This is a genomic window from Arthrobacter sp. V1I9 (assembly GCF_030817075.1).
In the GTDB taxonomy this organism is placed as follows: domain Bacteria; phylum Actinomycetota; class Actinomycetes; order Actinomycetales; family Micrococcaceae; genus Arthrobacter.
Map to the genome: position 1 here is coordinate 720,068 of NZ_JAUSYU010000001.1, position 15,124 is coordinate 735,191.

The 15,124-nt window shown below is 66.0% G+C and carries 16 protein-coding genes; 4 read left to right on the forward strand and 12 right to left on the reverse strand.

Features of this window, described 5'->3' with window-relative positions:
- Nucleotides 1–447: 447 nt before the first annotated feature.
- From QFZ70_RS03425 to QFZ70_RS03445, 5 genes are all read right to left on the reverse strand, one after another.
- A complete protein-coding gene (locus tag QFZ70_RS03425; protein WP_307094103.1) occupies nt 448–1,914 on the reverse strand; it encodes a TrkH family potassium uptake protein in 1,467 nt (488 codons plus the stop codon).
- A complete protein-coding gene (locus tag QFZ70_RS03430) occupies nt 1,911–3,893 on the reverse strand; it encodes an amino acid transporter (protein ID WP_307094104.1) in 1,983 nt (660 codons plus the stop codon). The genes QFZ70_RS03425 and QFZ70_RS03430 overlap by 4 nt, the downstream gene beginning before the upstream one ends.
- Before the next feature lie 187 nt (nt 3,894–4,080).
- Entirely contained in the window at nt 4,081–4,752 is a 672-nt protein-coding gene (locus tag QFZ70_RS03435) for a response regulator (RefSeq protein WP_307094105.1), read from the reverse strand.
- Complete coding sequence (locus QFZ70_RS03440) at nt 4,730–7,294, reverse strand: ATP-binding protein (protein ID WP_307094106.1); 2,565 nt, start codon at nt 7,292–7,294, stop codon at nt 4,730–4,732. The genes QFZ70_RS03435 and QFZ70_RS03440 overlap by 23 nt, the downstream gene beginning before the upstream one ends.
- Before the next feature lie 304 nt (nt 7,295–7,598).
- Entirely contained in the window at nt 7,599–8,984 is a 1,386-nt protein-coding gene (locus QFZ70_RS03445) for a vanadium-dependent haloperoxidase (protein ID WP_307094107.1), read from the reverse strand.
- 269 nt (nt 8,985–9,253) lie between these two features.
- Between QFZ70_RS03445 and QFZ70_RS03450 the strand changes: the two genes are divergently transcribed.
- The 4 genes from QFZ70_RS03450 to QFZ70_RS03465 all read left to right on the forward strand — a co-directional run bounded on the left by QFZ70_RS03450 (nt 9,254) and on the right by QFZ70_RS03465 (nt 10,768).
- Nucleotides 9,254–9,742, forward strand: a complete 489-nt coding sequence (locus QFZ70_RS03450) for an HAD domain-containing protein (protein ID WP_307094108.1) — start codon at nt 9,254–9,256, stop codon at nt 9,740–9,742.
- A gap of 260 nt (nt 9,743–10,002) precedes the next feature.
- Nucleotides 10,003–10,371 (forward strand): DUF2975 domain-containing protein, encoded by a 369-nt coding sequence (locus QFZ70_RS03455; protein ID WP_373461519.1) that lies wholly within the window; start codon nt 10,003–10,005, stop codon nt 10,369–10,371.
- Nucleotides 10,371–10,607 (forward strand): helix-turn-helix transcriptional regulator, encoded by a 237-nt coding sequence (locus QFZ70_RS03460; RefSeq protein WP_307094109.1) that lies wholly within the window; start codon nt 10,371–10,373, stop codon nt 10,605–10,607. The genes QFZ70_RS03455 and QFZ70_RS03460 overlap by 1 nt, the downstream gene beginning before the upstream one ends.
- Nucleotides 10,604–10,768, forward strand: a complete 165-nt coding sequence (locus tag QFZ70_RS03465; RefSeq protein ID WP_307094110.1) for a hypothetical protein — start codon at nt 10,604–10,606, stop codon at nt 10,766–10,768. The genes QFZ70_RS03460 and QFZ70_RS03465 overlap by 4 nt, the downstream gene beginning before the upstream one ends.
- 11 nt (nt 10,769–10,779) lie before the next feature.
- On the opposite strand, the gene QFZ70_RS03470 is transcribed toward QFZ70_RS03465, so the two are convergent.
- The 7 genes from QFZ70_RS03470 to QFZ70_RS03500 form a co-directional block, all read right to left on the reverse strand.
- Nucleotides 10,780–11,790: a DUF808 domain-containing protein gene (locus QFZ70_RS03470; protein ID WP_307094111.1), complete on the reverse strand. Its 1,011-nt coding sequence runs from the start codon at nt 11,788–11,790 to the stop codon at nt 10,780–10,782.
- 158 nt (nt 11,791–11,948) lie between these two features.
- Nucleotides 11,949–12,350, reverse strand: a complete 402-nt coding sequence (locus QFZ70_RS03475; RefSeq protein ID WP_307094112.1) for an STAS/SEC14 domain-containing protein — start codon at nt 12,348–12,350, stop codon at nt 11,949–11,951.
- Nucleotides 12,343–12,843 carry a hypothetical protein gene (locus tag QFZ70_RS03480; protein ID WP_307094113.1) on the reverse strand — a complete coding sequence of 167 codons (501 nt, stop codon included), beginning with the start codon at nt 12,841–12,843 and terminating at the stop codon, nt 12,343–12,345. The genes QFZ70_RS03475 and QFZ70_RS03480 overlap by 8 nt, the downstream gene beginning before the upstream one ends.
- Nucleotides 12,840–14,126: a serine/threonine-protein kinase gene (locus QFZ70_RS03485; protein WP_307094114.1), complete on the reverse strand. Its 1,287-nt coding sequence runs from the start codon at nt 14,124–14,126 to the stop codon at nt 12,840–12,842. Before QFZ70_RS03485 ends, QFZ70_RS03480 begins: the two co-directional genes overlap by 4 nt.
- 48 nt (nt 14,127–14,174) lie before the next feature.
- Nucleotides 14,175–14,327, reverse strand: coding sequence for a hypothetical protein (locus QFZ70_RS03490; protein ID WP_307094115.1), 153 nt, complete (start codon nt 14,325–14,327; stop codon nt 14,175–14,177).
- A gap of 28 nt (nt 14,328–14,355) precedes the next feature.
- Complete coding sequence (locus QFZ70_RS03495) at nt 14,356–14,556, reverse strand: DUF2795 domain-containing protein (RefSeq protein WP_307094116.1); 201 nt, start codon at nt 14,554–14,556, stop codon at nt 14,356–14,358.
- A gap of 152 nt (nt 14,557–14,708) precedes the next feature.
- Complete coding sequence (locus tag QFZ70_RS03500; RefSeq protein ID WP_307094117.1) at nt 14,709–15,089, reverse strand: STAS/SEC14 domain-containing protein; 381 nt, start codon at nt 15,087–15,089, stop codon at nt 14,709–14,711.
- Nucleotides 15,090–15,124: the final 35 nt, after the last annotated feature.

Below are 15,124 nucleotides of genomic sequence, written 5' to 3' on the forward strand. Positions count from 1 at the left end.
AGTCCCGGCGTGATCTACGTGCGCTCGTCCGGGGCATGGTTCCGGTACGAAAGGTCCGACCCCCGCGCGGAAGGCGGCACCACAGAGGGGCTCAACGCAGGCAACGGCAGCGTGCGCGCTTCGGCTCCGGAGAACCTGCACTGGGCAGGCTACCAATCCGGCAGCTGGCTGGAACTCGTACGGGAACGCAGACCCCGCATCTACTATGACCCGGAAAAACTTTTTGCCGCTGAGAACGGCGGGCCGCCCGGTGCGCCGTTGCCAGTCCTCGACATGAATGGGGACCTCGAGGACCCCTCACCTTGGCTCGATCCGGCCAGTGGCAACCGTTTCACGTGTGATGAGGCCAGGACCTCCACCGTCATCCTGAGGTATGCGCCGCGGAAGGCACCCGCAAGTCCGCTGCCTGAGCGTTTAGAAGGAGTACAACCTGCGGGCAAGCACGTTTTACCCGATTATTGGCCGTTCCTCCGGCAGGCGGTAGAGGCGCGGCCGGGCCGAGAGCGCCAGGGCGGACGCTACCGCCACGGTGCCGATGCGGCCGGTGAACATCAACGCCATCAGCACCCACTCCGCGGCCGGGGGAAGGTTGTAGGTGATGCCGGTGCTCATCCCCACGGTAGCGAAGGCGGAGATGCACTCAAAGAGGACTTTTTCCAGGCTGTAGTCGGTGAACATCAGCAGCAGCATGGTGCCGGAGACTACCGCGGCGATGCCCAGCAGGGCCACGGACAGGGCCTGCCGCTGGGATGATGAGCTGATCGACCGGTGCGCGATGGTCACCTGGTCGCGGCCGCGGACTTCGTTCCAAATGGCGAAGCCCAGCACCAGGAACGTCGTAATCTTGATGCCGCCGGCGGTACCGGCGCTGCCGCCGCCGATGAACATCAGGATGTTGGTGACCATCAGCGTCTCGGGTGCCGCAACGCCATAGTCGATGCTGTTGAATCCGGCCGTGCGGGGAAACACGCTGCCCGCGAAGGAACCCAAAATCTTGCCGGTGACCGAGAGCTGGCCAAGCGTTTCATTCCTGTTCCATTCGAAGGCCGCGAACAGCGCCATCCCGGTCATCAGGAGGAACACCGTTCCGTAGACGGTGAGGCGCAGGTGGATGGTCCAGTTCTTTGGTTTCAGCTCCCCGCGGGTGAGCTGGATGATCACCGGGAAACCGAGCCCGCCGGCGATGATCGCCAGGCAGATGGGTGCAATGATCCAGGGGTCCTCGGCGAACCCGATGAGGTTGCTGCTGTAGACGGAGAAACCTGCGTTGTTGAAGGCGGAGATGGCGTGGAACATGCCGTGCCAGAGGGCCGTGGCCGGATTTTGGTCGTAGGCGATCCAGAACCGGGCGGTCAGGATTAGGGCCGTCACTGCTTCGAACGTGAGCATGATCTTTGCTACCCGGAGCAGCACGGCCCGGACGTCGCCGAGGTTCAGGGTGTGGGTCTCCGACTGGGCCACGAGCTGGCCGCGCAGCCCGATGCTTTTGCGGACCAGCAGGGCCAGCAGGGTTGCCAGTGTCATGATGCCGAACCCGCCCACCTGGATGAGCCCGAGGATGATGCCCTGGCCGAACGGGGTCCAGAACGTCGCCGTGTCCACGATGATCAAGCCCGTAACGCACACGGCTGAGACGGACGTGAACAGGGCCGGCATAAACCCTTCCGTGCCGCCGTCGGTCCGGGTTGCGGGAAGCATCAGCAGGGCGGCGCCGACAATGATGACCAGCAGGAAGGCCAAGGGAACTGCCCTGACCGGGTGGGACATCACCCGCCGGATGAAGCTTTCCTTCCTGCTGCCTTTGCTGCCTCCGGCCCGCGCATCCCGCAGCATCTTCTGGACGGCGGCGATGCTGGCAGCGTCGGGCACCCGGGTGGCAAATTCCGACGGCGGCACCTCCTTGTGGATGCTCATCCCACGTGGATGCCGGGGCGCCGGTCCGGGTCCGGTTCGTTCTCGCGGATGATCTCCCGGACCACCGGGGCGGTGTCGCCGCGGCCCAGGAGCAGGTAACGCATCAGGTGGGCGAGGGGGTTGCCTTCAGACCATTCAAAATAGGCGTGCGGCCGTACCCCGGTGGCGTCACGGAGGGCAAGGAGGATCGCGGCGATGGCGTTGGGCGCGGCCGGGCTTTGGGCCCGCAGAACCCGGTGGCCGTCAACTTCCACGCCGTGGACCGTCAGGATGTCGCTGAACTCGGAGGGATCGCTGACGTCGATTTCGAGGAAGATGACGTCCGCGGTGCCGGGGACAGGGTTGTTCTGCCGCTGGACCGCTTCCTTGTCCGCGTATTCCGCGCCGTCGCGGGCTTGGGGCCGGTTGGCGATGAGATTGATCCGGCCGTCGTACGCCAGGGTGTCGCTGATGAAGCGGCGCGCGTCGTCGTCGAACTCTATGCTGTCCACCCGCAGCTCGGTGGTGCGGCTGACACGGGAGACGAGTGAGACGGCCACGATGCCCAGGATGAAGAAAGCGGAGATGGTGATGCCGTCCGGCTTCTCGATCGCGTTCGCGGCCAGCGCGTAGAGCATCACCACCGTCAGCACCGTGAAGCCGATGGACGCCCTGCGCTGCCTCTTGCGGAGGGCGGAGATGGTGACGGCGATGGCGCCGGAGACCATCATCGCCAGGATGCCGGTGGCGTAGGCGCCGGCCTGGGCGTTGACGTCGGCGTTGAAGCCGATGGTAATCAGGACGCTGATGGCCGTGTAGACGAGCACCACCGGGCGGACGGCGCGGGACCAGTCCGGGGCCATGCCGTAGGAGGGGAGGTAGCGGGGGACGATGTTGATCAGGCCGGCCATGGCGGAGGCACCGGCGAACCAGAGGATCAGGATGCTGCTGATGTCGTAGACGGAGCCGAAGCCGTTGCCGAGGTGTTCGTGGGCCAGGTACGCCAGGGCGCGGCCGTTGGCTTCGCCGCCGGTTTCGAACTCCTCAGCGGGGATCAGGACGGTGGTGACGAAGCTGCTGCCCAGCAGGTAGACGCTCATGATGAGTGCCGCCGTCGTGAGCAGTTTGCGGGTGTTTTTGACCCGGCTGGCCAGCTTTTCCCCGGGGGTGCTGCCCTTGGACGCGACCAGGGGCATCATGCTGACGCCGGTTTCGAAGCCGGACAGGCCCAGGACCAGCAGCGGGAAGGCGATCAGGGCGGGCCCGATGATCCCGCTGAAGCCACCGCCGGAGGAGGCCAGGGCATCTGTCCATCCCGTTAACGCGCCCGGGGTGGTGAACACGTCGACGATCCCAGTGCCGATGATGATGGCGTTCATGACCAGGAAGACCGCCACGAGCGGGATCGCGACGGCGACGGCCTCCGAGAAGCCCAGCAGGAACACCCCGCCCAGGATCAGGAGCAGGACCACGGTGATCGCGACCGCCTGCCCTTCCAGGAAGGACGGCAGGTAGGGGTTCTCGAGCAGGTGCACCGTGGCATCTGCTGCGGAGAGCGTGATGGTGATGATCCATGATGTGGCGACGAAGCCGAGCAGGATCAGCACAAAGACCTTGCCGCGCCAGAACGGCAGGAGCCGCTCGAGCATCGCCACAGAGCCCTGGCCGTGCGGGCTTTCCTTGGCCACCCGCCGGTACATGGGCAGCATCCCGAGCAGTGTCAGCGCCACGATCAGCAGCGTGGCGAGTGGGGAGAGTGCGCCGGCCGCGAGGGCGGCGATGCCGGGCAGGTAGGACAGGGTGGAGAAGTAGTCCACCCCGGTAAGGCACATGACCTTCCACCAGCTCTGCTGCGTGGCGTGGCTTTCGCTTGCCTCCGGGCCCACGGGCTGGTGCACGCGGTGTTCCAGCAGCCACCTGACCAGCGGGCTGCCGGGTGCAGCTTCCCGTTCAGGGTTGGGAACGGTGGCAGGAAGGGAGAAGTGGGCGGAAGCCGTCAAGGACGTGTCTTTCTGTACTGCCTGCGACGGGCACAAACCGGCCACGTTTCAGGCGCGGCGCTGAGCTGATAACCACCGGAGCGTAGCACCGGCCCGAGCCCGTCAAAGCGGCAATGCCGGGGATCTTAATGCTTTCTTAACGCCCTCCTGCGGGCGCCGCACGGGCCCCGCGGAGGGGTCTGGGCACCTACTCCTGGAAGCGGTAACCGAGGCCTGTTTCGGTCAGCAGATGCCGGGGATTGGCCGGATCGGTTTCAAGCTTCCGCCGCAGCTGTGCCAGGTAGACGCGCAGGTACGCGGTCTCGGTGGCGTAGGCCGGTCCCCACACCTGGGTGAGGATCTCTTCGTGGGTGACCAGGGCGCCGGTGTTCCTGGCCAGCAGTTCCAGGATGTTCCATTCGGTGGGGGTCAGGCGGACCGCCACGCCCCGGCGGGTCACCTGCTTGGTGGCGAGGTTGACGGTGAAGCCGGTGGTTTCAATGACGGGAGCGTCCCCGGGGGATCCGCGGCGCAGGGCTGCGCGGAGCCTGGCCATGAGTTCGTCCATGCCAAAGGGCTTGGTCACGTAGTCGTCCGCACCTGCGTCCAGTGCCTGGATCTTGTCGTCGGAACCGTGCCGGGCGGACAGGACCACGATGGGGACTGTGTTCCAGCGCCGGAGCCGGCGGATCACTTCTACGCCGTCCAGGTCCGGAAGGCCCAGGTCCAGGATGATGACGTCCACGGGGTGCTCCGCTGCCTGTTCCAGTGCGTTCTGACCGGTGAAGGCGGTGACCGTGGAGTAGCCCCTGGCGTTCAAGTTGATCTGCAACGCACGGAGGATCTGGACCTCGTCGTCAACGATCAGCACTGCTGCCATGGCGTCCTCTCACGTCGGGTTCGGGCGCTATGCCCGTGGAGAGCGGCAGCCGGACCACCATGGTCAGGCCCCCGCCGGGAGTGGGCTCAGCCAGGAGTACCCCGCCCATGGCTTCGGTGAACCCCTTCGCCACGGCAAGGCCAAGTCCGATCCCCGTCCCGGGTGTGGTGTCATCGGCGCGTTGGAAGGGCCGGAACATCGCCAGGACCTTCTCCGGCGGTATGCCGGAGCCGTGATCGACAATGCTGAGCTCACTGGCGGGAACATCACCAATTCTTGCACTGCCTGCGCCGCCCACGGCGCCGGCAATCACGACGTCGGACTCGGGGGCGTACTTCAGCGCGTTCTCCACGAGGTTGGCGATGACCCGTTCCAGCATCCCGGGGTCGGCATCGACCGGCGGCATGTTGTCCGGGAGCAGCACCCGGAGCCGCCCGGACGCGGTGCCGCGCAGGGCTTCGCCAACCACATCGGTCCAGTAGACCGGGCGCAAAAGCGGTGCGACGGCGTCGGCCGTTATTCGCGACATGTCCAGGAGGTTGCTGACCAGCCGGTCCAGCCTGTCGGCGCCGTGCTCTATGGTGGCCAGCAGCTCTTCCTGCTCCGCCGGCCCGAAGGCGATCGACTTGTCCCGCAGGCTGCTGGACGCGAGCTTGATCCCGGCCAGGGGAGTGCGCAGGTCGTGGGACACGGCCCGCAGGATGGAGGTCCGCATGGTGTTGCCTTCGGCCAGGCGCAGGTTTTCCCGCTGGCTCGCGGAGAGCTCTTCGCGCTGGACCATGGCCAGCAGGTGCGCACCGAAGGCCGCCAGCAGCCGCCGTTCGTCCTGGGAGAGTTCCTTCCCGTTCAGCGTGAGCATCCGGTCCCCGTCCAGCTGCTCCACCGTGTCTGCCTCGGCAACGTCAACCGGGCGGCGCTCGCCGGAAAACTCCTGAAGTTCCCACCTGGCTGTCCTGCCGGGTCCGGACTCATACCTCGTCCACAGTCCTGCCCCCGTCGCCTGGAACTGCTCCCGCACCTGGTCCAGGAACGCCGGGATACTGTTTCCTTCGGCCACGGCCCGGCGGCTCAGTTCGCCCAGGACGGCGGCCTCGGCGCCGGCGATGTGTGCTTCCTTGCTGAGCTTGGCGGACCGGTCCACCACCAGCGACACCGCCACGGCCACCAGGACGAAGATCAGCAATGCCAGGACGTTTTCCGGGTCGATCACGGACAAGGACCCCACCGGTCGGACGCTGTAGTAATTCACGATCAACCCAGCGACGACGGCGGCTGCGACTGCGGGCCACAGCCCGCCGAGCAGCGCCACGCCAACGATTCCGGTCAGGTGCACCAGCATGTCGGTGGAGAGCTGGTTGTGGGGGAGGAGGTCCAGGACGAACTGCAGGAACGGGGGCAGGGCCACGGCCAGGGCAAACGCCGGGATCTCCCGACGGCGGCCAAGCCTGGGGGGTGTTCTGCCCTGGCGGCCGGGAGAGCCGGAGAAGTGGATGATGAGGTGGACGTCGATGCTGCCCGCGTCCCGCATGACGGCGGCTGCCACCGTGCGGCGACGGTTGAACAGCGGCCGGCGGGTGGGGGAGCCGATGATGATCTGCGTGGCGCTGATGCTCCTGGCGAAATCCACCAGCGTGGGACCCACGTCCTGCCCGCCAACGGAGTGGAAGACCCCGCCCAGCTCGGCGGTGAGCCTGCGGAGCAGTTCCAGGTCCTTGCCTGACTCCGGGCCGCGTCCGTCCGTGCTGGCGCGGACGTGGACCACATGGAGCTCGCCGCCCGCGGCAGCGGTCAGCATTCTGGCGGCGCGACGCACCAGCACCTGGTCCTGGGCCCTGCTGTCCACTCCGACGACGATCTTCTCCCTGGCGGGCCAGCCGTCGCGCACCCTTGCCGGGTCCCGGTAGTCCGGCAGGCCGGCGTCGACCCGCTCGGCCAGCCACAACAGCGCGAGCTCCCTCAGGGCTGCAAGCGTGCCGGTGCGGAAATCCCCGGCCAGTGCGGCGTCGGCCTCCTCCCGGGTGCGGTAAATTTTTCCGTCCGCCAGCCGCTGGCGCAGCAACTCAGGGGAGGCGTCAATCAACTCGATCTGGTCGGCGCGCCGCACCGCCGCGTCCGGGACAGTATTTGCTTCCTCGACGCCGGTGACGCGCCGAACGGCATCCGACAGTGACTCCACGTTCCGGATGTCCAGGGTGGAAATGACGTCCATGCCTGCCTGCAGCAGCTCCTCGATTTGCTCCCACCGGCCTCCACCCTCGCCCACGGCAGCGTAATCATCAACCAGAACAAGGGCGGGGTGCCGGGCGATCAGCGCTGGCACATCCACATCGGCCTGCTCATTGGCGCCGTCCGGACGGCGCTTCGGGCACAGTTCCAGGCCGTCCAGCAGCTCCGCAGTATCGGCCCGCCCGCGCAGAGAGACCGCGCCGACTACGACGTCGAAGCCCTCACCGGCCAGCCGTCTGCCTTCTTCCAGCATCGCAAACGTCTTGCCCGCCCCGGGCGCAGCCCCCAACAGGATGCGCAGATTACCTCGTGCCATGGCTCTATTCTTCCCCGGTGGCGCGCCACTCTGCTCCGGTGCCGGGTAGCAGGCTGAGCGGAGCCTCCGCGCGGTTTCACAACGCGGAGGCTCCTGGCGCTGACACCCTTGGGGGGACGGTGCAACGCCTGAGGGAAATCTACCTCACCACATGTTGTGTCCTGCTCGTCTTTGCAGCAAACTGTCCAAGTTTTGATCGGTCCTTGAGGTTCAGTTACCGACGTCAGATTCAGATTTCCCCGACCAATCCCTACCGCAAATGAACCAAGTCGGCGGGGGACATGATCGGGTCAGTCGCAGGACCCTACGACTGACATGGCGCCGGCTGGAAGTAGTGACCGCTGAGCCACAGCGCCACCCCGTTGCCGATCTCGGCGCCCTGTACGACGGCGGTGCGGAAGTGGATGCCGCCCCAGACACGAGCATCAATGATCTCCTGTATCGCCGCTGAGAATCCGTCGAAATGCCGTGGCTCGCCCGGGAAGCGACCGGAGCTCACGTCGAAGGCGACCTCGTCCGTGCCGAAGAACTCCTGCGCCGCATAAAGAGTGGCGCCGCTGACGCAGCCGTGACCGGCCGGGTGGTCCGGGAACGGCGGTGTGCCGAGCGGCGGGACGGTCGCCGTCGATGGATCGAAGAGCGATTTCCAAGTCGGATCGGCCTCCGTCTCCGGATTGCCGTCGGTGTCGGCTTCGCGGATCGCCGCCATCGGACGCCAGAAGTTCCAGTAGTACTTGTCGTTCCAGCAAGCGACCGCGCCATCAGCGGCGGCGAGGTTGGTCATCGCGAAGAGCCGGGCCGCGTCGGCCAGGTCGAGTCCGTGCTCCACGGCGAGGCTGCGGAACACGCCGTTCCAGAGTGCCACCGGCGTGGCTTGCCAGAAGATGGCCGCAGTGGTCTGGTCGTCGGTTCGAGTGGTACTCGCGAGCGCACCGATCTCCTTGACCTCGTTGAAGTCCGCTGTGTACTCGGCACTCCTGAGCGGGTTGGGACCCTTGGAGCGGAATTGGTCGGGACTCTCGATGATGAACGGTCGGAGATTGGCCACCCAGGCGTCCGGGTCGAGCGCATCGGGCGCAACGGGCCGCCAATCGCCGGGATCGGGTCCGATGTCGAACTCGAACGGGGCCATGAACCCGTCATCGGTGCGTGCGAGGATCATCGCCGCCGCGGCGGCCTCACCGGCGGCGACGCCTTCGTCCTTGTTGGGGCCGTCGGCGACGCCCGCGAGCGTTGCTTTGTACGCAGCGTCGAGGCCAGCTACCTGGTCCGACGGGACCAGAGTGACGAGAACGTGGTGTGCCGCGGTCGAAATCGCCGCATCGAACGATGCCTCCGGCCCGACGCCCGCCGGGTCGCCGTCGAGCAGATACGGCTGGTACCCGCGGTCGATGGCGTTCACTGCGTCGTACACCGCGCCTTGAACCATCGCCATGCCGCGGAGCTGGCCGTGAGCTGTGGGACGCAGTGGGATGACGTGGCCTTGGGCGATGGTGCTCCACTCAATGAGGACGTCCGTGTTCGCCGGCGCCGCGTTCCGAGCGTTCGAGGCGCCGGCGCTCGACACTCCCGGTACAACGAGTGCGGCGGTCAGTACCGGGATCAAGCAGAGCGCCCACCGTCGGCGCGCACCGTTCCTCGAAGTCCACGATGGTCGCCTGTGATGATCGTAAGCGTTGCTGTTCGTCATGTCGTCGGTCCTCCAGTCATCACGGAGCCATGTTCAAGCGAACCCGACGGAGCCGACATTAGGTGCCCAACACCGGCGGCACGCGACCGCCCGAGGTCGGCGCGAGTGCGCAGTCGGGGCGGTTACTCCAAGGGTGAGCCTTTGCAAGCGCGTTGTCCAGTGGAACTGTGTCCGGCAGCCTTGGAGGTCGCGGGCCAGGCCTGGGTCACACTCTCTGGAACTATCGGGACCCCTACCGCCCTGCCGATGGACGGACTATGGTCGCGTCCATGAAGCCGATTATCCTTCTCGACGTCAACGGCGTACTGAACCCGAAGCTCCAGCCAGGCAGCAGCCCCGATGCTCCGGACCCTCAGCTTTCAGATGCCAAGGTTGCCCTGGTGCGGCGGCTCGCAATCAAAGGGAGGATCGCCTGGGTTTCGACGTCCCCTCCGGACTTTATAGACCGTCTCGAAGCGCAGCTGGAACTCGACGTGGAACCGCTTCGCGTGACGATAACTCCGCAGCCCGACGACGGGGATGACCCGACGCCCAAGCTGGGGCCGGTGACCAGGTGGCTGGGCTCGATGGAGGACGCGGGCGAAGCGGACTGGGACTCCGTGGTCTGGATCGATGATGCACTCGGGCCCGACGTGCACGAGTGGGCCCACCATCACAACCAACCCGTCCTGCTGGAAAAGCCGGACCCTAAGGAGGGTCTGACCGAGGCCCATGTCGTGGCGGTTCAGGTCTTCATGGATGACCCAGGGGGCCGGTAAGCGGACCCCGGCGCTGATCTTCCCCGGCGCTATGCGCGGGGTTAAATCACGTACCCAGCGCGGCACGCTGTGTGACTCCGCGCGGAAAGGCACATATTGACTTTCGATAGAAAGACCAAGATTATTGGTCTATGTCTATTGTTAGTCGATTGGTTCTCCCGCTTAGGGTCCTGCTGGTGATGGTGTTCCTTGGCCTGTTGGTGGCCCAGGTCATGTCGTTCCCAGGTGAGTTTCTCTTCACAACAGAGGAGGGGCCAAGGATGGACCCCTGGCGATGGCCGATGTTGCTGTTCTGGGAACTCGAAGCCCTGTGCCTGCAGGTGGTGATCGTGTGTATTTGGCGGCTGTTGACCCTGGTCCAGCGTGACCGGATCTTCACCTCGGACTCGCTGCGGTGGGTGGACGTGATCGTGTGGGCATTCGTGGTCGCGTGGCTGTTGTTGGCGGTCATGGCCGGCTCCCTTGTGGCGTACATCTACTTCACCCCTGAGTTGCGTGACCCCGGTACTCCTGCGGTACTGATCGGCATCACGCTGATCGGTGCGGTGCTGGTTCTGCTGATCGTGGTGATGCGGGATCTGCTGCGGCAGGCGACGTCGCTGAGGACCGACATGGAAGGGGTGATTTGATGGCGATAGTGGTGCGCATCGATGTGCAGCTGGCCAAGCGCAAGATGAGCGTTGGAGAATTCGCCGAGCGGGTGGGGATTACCCCGGCCAACGTGGCGGTGCTGAAGAACGGCCGGGCCAAGGCCGTCCGCTTCAGCACCCTGGATGCCATGTGCCGTGTCTTGGAGTGCCAGGCGGGGGACCTGCTCGAATGGGTCGACGACGGCGATGCCGGCGACTTGACGGGCAAGCCGTGAAGTGGCTGGTTTCAGTCCTCGTCGTGACGCTGGGAGTAGCCATCTTCGTGCTCGGCGGTGCCGACGATTCCCCGGGGTTGCAGGGCATCGGGGCGGTGCTTGTGGCCGCGGCCGCGCTCGGCATCCGGTCCGGTCTGCGCCGTGACCGGCACAAACGCTGACAGCGGGGGAATCAGCCCTTTGAGGATGGCCGGTCGCCGGCGGCTGCGGCGCGGACATCGCCCTCTTTGTGCCCGTCCTTCCTTTTGCCGATCGGCAGCGCTTTCAGCAGCGGGTGCACAACAGCCATGACTACCAGGCCCCAGGCGAGCCCGATGACCGCCGAGCACAGGGTGTTCACGAGCCAGGCGAGGAAGCCGCCCACCACCGCGATGCCGGCGAAGGGGTGCTCGAGGACATGGACCAGGTCATACGGCGCGTGCCAGCCGAGGTCGTGTGTACCCTGCAGCATGATGTGCCCGCCAACCCACAGCATGGCGATGGTCCCGATAAAGGTGATCGCGGCCAGAACGGCGGGCATCCCCTTGACGAGCAGTTCGCCGAAGCGCTTGGCGCCGGCGGAGTCTTTCGTGGTCAGGTGCAGGCCGACGTCGTCCATCTTGACGATGAGCGCCACCGCTCCGTAAACGGCGATGGTGATCACAAACGCCACGACCACCAGGATGAGCGCCCGGGCCCACAGGGACTCAGCGGCCACTTCGTTCATGGAGATGACCATGATCTCGCAGGACAGGATGAAGTCGGTGGTGATGGCGCCCTTGATGACCTTGGACTCCGCCGCCGGACCCCGCTCCACCGCCGGCGAATCTTCTTCCGTCGTGTGGTGCCCGCGGAGCTTGTGCCAGACCTTTTCTGCACCCTCGTAGCAGAGGTAGGTGCCGCCCGCCATGAGGATGAACGGGATGGCCCACGGGATGAAGGCACTGACGAGCAGCAGCGCCGGCAGGATGATCAACAGCTTATTCCGGAGCGAGCCCCAGAAGATCTTCTTGATCATCGGCAGTTCGCGGGACGGATCCGCCCCGGACACGTACTGCGGGGTCACGGCAGCGTCGTCGATCACCACGCCTGCAGCCTTGGCTCCGGCCTTGGCGGCCCCGGCAGCAACGTCGTCCACCGAGGCGGCAGCTATGCGGGCGAGGGCTGCGACGTCGTCCAGCAGGGCGACGAGACCGCCGCTCACAGGTCGCTCCCGTACTGCTCCAGGGCGGACGGCTGGGCGTGGAAGCCTCGGTCGAGGCGTGTGATCGGCATATTTCGAGTATATGCGGGCGTGCACTCCCTTGACGGGTTTGGCGCTGTCCGCAGGGTGTACGGGAGATGGCTTCCCCGGGAATGGGTTCAGGGCGGGGGAGTGGAGTCTTCGAGAAGCCAGTCCACAGCCTCGGTCCTGCTTGTAAAGAAGCGCGTGGGGCACGGATGGCTGTGCGGGCCGCGGAAGGTGGCAATGACACGGTCCACAGCATTGGACCCGAGCAGGGCGATCCGCGAAGCCCCACTGGGTTCCGAGAAAACGGAGCGCGCCTCGTGGCTGACGGTATCCAGGTTGCTCATCTCCACCAGCAGGGGCCGGGCTTTGCTGCGGCAGGCGTCATTTACCTTCGCGACGGCGGCCCTGATGTCCGCTTCGCCCAGGCTGACTTTAGGACTCCAGCGCAGATGAAGGACTCCATCCGGGCGGAGCTCCAGAGTGCCCTTGCCACCGTTGGTGAGCATGGTCTCCATCTGGCGCCGCTCAACCACTCTTGTTCCGCTTCTTTTCAGCCTCTTTCTGCGCCTCTTCGCGCTGCTTTTCGGCTTCCTTCCGGGCGTCCTCGCGCTGTTCCTCGGCGTCCTTTGCTGCCTCTTCCGCCCGCTCCCTCTGGTCCTCGGCCGCCTGCGGATCGGCCACCTGTGGATCAGTCGCCGGGGCGGGGGCCGGTGCCGGGGCCAGGGTTGCTTCCAGTTCACTCCTGATGGTGCCGATGGCGGCCTCGATCCTGCTTTGACGCTGCTGCGACATCCGGCCCCGACCGGCAGCCGTTGCCACCTCCTGGCTGAGCTGGTCAAGCTCGGCCTGCGCGCCGGCAAAGTCCTGTTGCGCGGCGAGCTGTTTTGCCTCGGCCACCCGGGTTTGCAGTTGTGTGGCCACACCGCCGTCCAGGTCGGGCTGGCCGGAGCAGGACGTCAGGAGGGAAATGGCAAGGCCGGCGGCCGCCGCACCGGTCAGCAGTCTTTGCAAGGGAATGCGATTCATGGCGTGACGCTTTCTTCCAGTTCCTTGAAGTGCTCGCCCAGCTGCCCGGGAATGGCCGGCCCGGGCGTTACCACCGGGGCGGGTGCCGGCCGCTGCACCGTGGTCAACAGCACGGCCAGGAGGATAATCACGACGGCGGCCACTGCAGCCATGATCCGCAGCCGGCGGTTTCCGAGCCGGCCCAGTTTCTCCCACGGACGCTGCCGTGCCGGTGCCGGCTGTATGGAGGCCGGCGAGCGTGACGGCATCTGCGGCGCGGGCTGCCAGGACGTGGCGTTGGTTGCCTGGCCCTCCGGCAGGGCCGGGAGCCGGGCGCCCTGCTTTGCCGCCGGGCCGCCGGAGTTGGGCATCTCCACGAGGCCTGCGTCCAGAATCCGGGTGGCCGGGTGGGATGCCGCCGGCGCAGTCTGCGTATCGGTTTCTTCGTCCGCAAGCAGGGACCAGCCGACGGCGGTGCCCAACGTGGCTGCGACGCCCGCCGCATCAGGCCGGTCCTGCGGGTTCTTGGCTGTCATGGCGGCAAGCAGCGACTGCCACTGCGGACCCAACGTGTCCGGAAGGTGGGGACCGCGCGAGAGCCGGGCCACGGCCGCCTCCAGCGGAGGCCCGGGGAATGCCACCGTCCCGGTGAGGGCCTCGAGCAGCACCAGGCCCAGGGAGTAGATGTCCGACGGCGGTCCTACCTTATCTCCGCTGGCCTGCTCCGGGCTCAAGTAGGCCGCTGTCCCGGGGACCATGTTGGTTGCGGTGACCCTGGCGCCGTCGAGCATTCGCGCGATGCCGAAGTCAGCAAGTTTGGGCCGGAGCGGTGATTCAGCCGCGTAGCGGGTGAGGAGGATGTTGGCCGGCTTCACGTCGCGGTGCACCACGCCGCGGTGATGGATGTACTGCAGCGCCTCAGCCAGTTCGGCTCCGAGCCGCGCCGCTTCAGCGCCGGTCAGCGGTCCCGCGGCAAGGTGCCGGCGAAGATCGGTTCCCGCAACAAGCTCCATCACCAGGAAAGGCACTTCCCGCTGGCCGCGCAGCAATGTGCCGGTGTCGAAGAGCGTGACCAGGCCGTGGTGGTTCAGCTGCGCCAGCATGCGGGCCTCTGCCTGCTGCCTGGCCAGTTCGTCAGCGCCGGTGATGTCGTCACGGAAGATCTTCAGCGCCACCTCCCGGTCCAGGACCAGGTCCGTTCCGCGGCACACGCTTCCCATGCCGCCGTGGCCGAGCACCTCTCCGACCCTGTAGCGCTCACGCAGGATAGTTCCGGCCAGGCCGGTCTCCGTGTCTTCGATCATGGTTGCTGCCTTCCGTCAGCACCACTCTAGCCATGCCGGGTCAACCGGTCAGGTACGGGCTCGTTGCTTTACCCAACCCCATGCCACGGTGGCGGCGAACAGCACCAGGGCGATGAAGGCCAGCCACAGCAGGCCCTCGATGATGAAGCCCAGGATCGACAGAACAAGCCAAATGACAAGCAGTGTGATGAGTAGTCCCATGGCGGGTACCTGTTTCGGGTCAGACCTGCTAGGAGTTACTGTCCGAAACCGCTGAGCTGACGGCGGTTGGGCTGTCATACTCCTGGTCCGGAATGGCTTCAAGTGCCTGGATGACGTTGCTGTCAGCACCAGAGTCCTTTGCGTTGGACACCAAGGCTTCACGGCTTGCGGGATAGTCCACCCCGCCGAGGAACTTTTGAATTTGGATGGGGTTCGGAGTTTCGGCCATTGTGCCAGTTTCCTTTCTGCTGTCGGCTATTTCTGCACTCTTGCCCGGGGAGGAGAGGGGGCGGTGATGTTCATCGTAGGCCGGTACGTTGCAGAAAAGAAGGTGCTGTTTTCGTGCCCTGGATCGGTCCGGCGCTAGGAAAAGCGGTGCTGCTAGGGGAGCGCCGGATCTTCCATCAGCCAGGCCATCGCCGCGTCCTTGGAAGTAAAGAACCTCGTCGGGTGGTGAGGATTGTGCCGTGCGATGTAGAAGCCGGCTATGGCTTCGTCTACGGGCGAGGCGCCCACAATCGCTGCCCGGGCCAGCGGCCAACGGGAAGCGAAGGCCTCCTGGGCGCGCCGGTCAATCCACTTCATGCCGGTCAACTCGACCAGCAGCGGGAGGGTCCGCCCTGCACTGAGGGCATCGGCGCCTTGCATCAGTGCTGTCGCGTCGCTTTCCCTGACCACGGCACCCGGAGTCCACTTCAAGCACAGGATCTCCCCGGAAAGCTCGATGGTTCCGGTGACTCCTTCAAGCCCTTCAACTTTCATGGCGTCTCCTCAACCCGGTCATGCCGGTAATATCC

Bases quoted from the DNA above. Each gene is read 5' to 3' on its own strand.
- QFZ70_RS03425 (WP_307094103.1), bottom strand. From the start codon at position 1,914: ATGAGCATCCACAAGGAGGTGCCGCCGTCGGAATTTGCCACCCGGGTG.
- QFZ70_RS03435 (WP_307094105.1), bottom strand. From the start codon at position 4,752: ATGGCAGCAGTGCTGATCGTTGACGACGAGGTCCAGATCCTCCGTGCG.
- QFZ70_RS03440 (WP_307094106.1), bottom strand. From the start codon at position 7,294: ATGGCACGAGGTAATCTGCGCATCCTGTTGGGGGCTGCGCCCGGGGCG.
- QFZ70_RS03445 (WP_307094107.1), bottom strand. From the start codon at position 8,984: ATGACGAACAGCAACGCTTACGATCATCACAGGCGACCATCGTGGACT.
- QFZ70_RS03450 (WP_307094108.1), top strand. From the start codon at position 9,254: ATGAAGCCGATTATCCTTCTCGACGTCAACGGCGTACTGAACCCGAAG.
- QFZ70_RS03455 (WP_373461519.1), top strand. From the start codon at position 10,003: ATGGACCCCTGGCGATGGCCGATGTTGCTGTTCTGGGAACTCGAAGCC.
- QFZ70_RS03460 (WP_307094109.1), top strand. From the start codon at position 10,371: ATGGCGATAGTGGTGCGCATCGATGTGCAGCTGGCCAAGCGCAAGATG.
- QFZ70_RS03480 (WP_307094113.1), bottom strand. From the start codon at position 12,843: ATGAATCGCATTCCCTTGCAAAGACTGCTGACCGGTGCGGCGGCCGCC.
- QFZ70_RS03485 (WP_307094114.1), bottom strand. From the start codon at position 14,126: ATGATCGAAGACACGGAGACCGGCCTGGCCGGAACTATCCTGCGTGAG.
- QFZ70_RS03490 (WP_307094115.1), bottom strand. From the start codon at position 14,327: ATGGGACTACTCATCACACTGCTTGTCATTTGGCTTGTTCTGTCGATC.
- QFZ70_RS03495 (WP_307094116.1), bottom strand. From the start codon at position 14,556: ATGGCCGAAACTCCGAACCCCATCCAAATTCAAAAGTTCCTCGGCGGG.
- QFZ70_RS03500 (WP_307094117.1), bottom strand. From the start codon at position 15,089: ATGAAAGTTGAAGGGCTTGAAGGAGTCACCGGAACCATCGAGCTTTCC.